The 739-nt window shown below is 34.1% G+C and carries 1 protein-coding gene; it reads left to right on the top strand.

The genetic code is table 11. The annotated features are described in order from the left end of the window. Positions 1-173 precede the first annotated feature (173 nt). The gene (locus tag JEM49_RS07910; protein ID WP_098044162.1) at positions 174-497 is read left to right on the top strand and encodes a hypothetical protein; all 324 of its coding nucleotides are present in this window, start codon (positions 174-176) and stop codon (positions 495-497) included. Positions 498-739 lie beyond the last annotated feature (242 nt).

Genomic DNA, 739 nt, shown 5'->3' with positions numbered 1-739 from the left:
GAAACTGTCAAATCTTTTGTGTAAATAGATCTTTCTCATAGATCGATTTTTTATTCTTTATTTAGTCAAAGTAAGATTCTAAGGTGTCCTGAACCTGACCAAAGCCCGGTCCTAAACAGCCAACTTCAGTTCCTGAACCAAATAAACTAACATCGGAGCCCAACAAACCTAGTGTGAAAACTAATAATGACAATCACGGTAAATCAAAGAAAAATTCAGGTACTACAAAGCATTCAAGCAGAAACACGAATAATAATCCAAAGGCTAGAAGAAACGTAAAACGTCAATATAACTCAAATAATAATCCCAAAACAGAGACAGCTAGATTTGCTAAGCCACATGAATCTGCTGTAATTAGAAATGAACAGGCTCAAACTAAGCGAGAGATGTTACCAAATACTAGTAATAAGCGTCAAGCTTTAATAGCATTAGGAGCTGTTTTAGTAGGAGCAAGTGCAGTTTTACTTAGTGTGTTGGATAAGAAACGTAAGTCCTAAAGCCAAGCCTTCTAGTCAGCATAAATAAACTCGTTAAGACATGGTTTAAACGCCATGTCTTTTTTTGTGATCTAAGCAATATATCAAAGTAAAAGTACGTTTTGCTATACCTTTCTATAAAACTAACTACAATGAAAGGTGAAGAAGGCGTTTTTTATGACAAAGCATTATGAAAAAGAAGTCAAAGAAGCAGAAAGTGTATTAGAGGATAAAAAATTAACTGATAGTGAAATCTCACAAGA

The sequence above is a fragment of the Lactobacillus sp. A27 genome, assembly GCF_016742815.1.
Lineage (GTDB): Bacteria > Bacillota > Bacilli > Lactobacillales > Lactobacillaceae > Lactobacillus > Lactobacillus gallinarum.
Note: the sequence above shows the minus strand (reverse complement) of the source record. Positions and strands in the feature narration are given on the sequence as shown.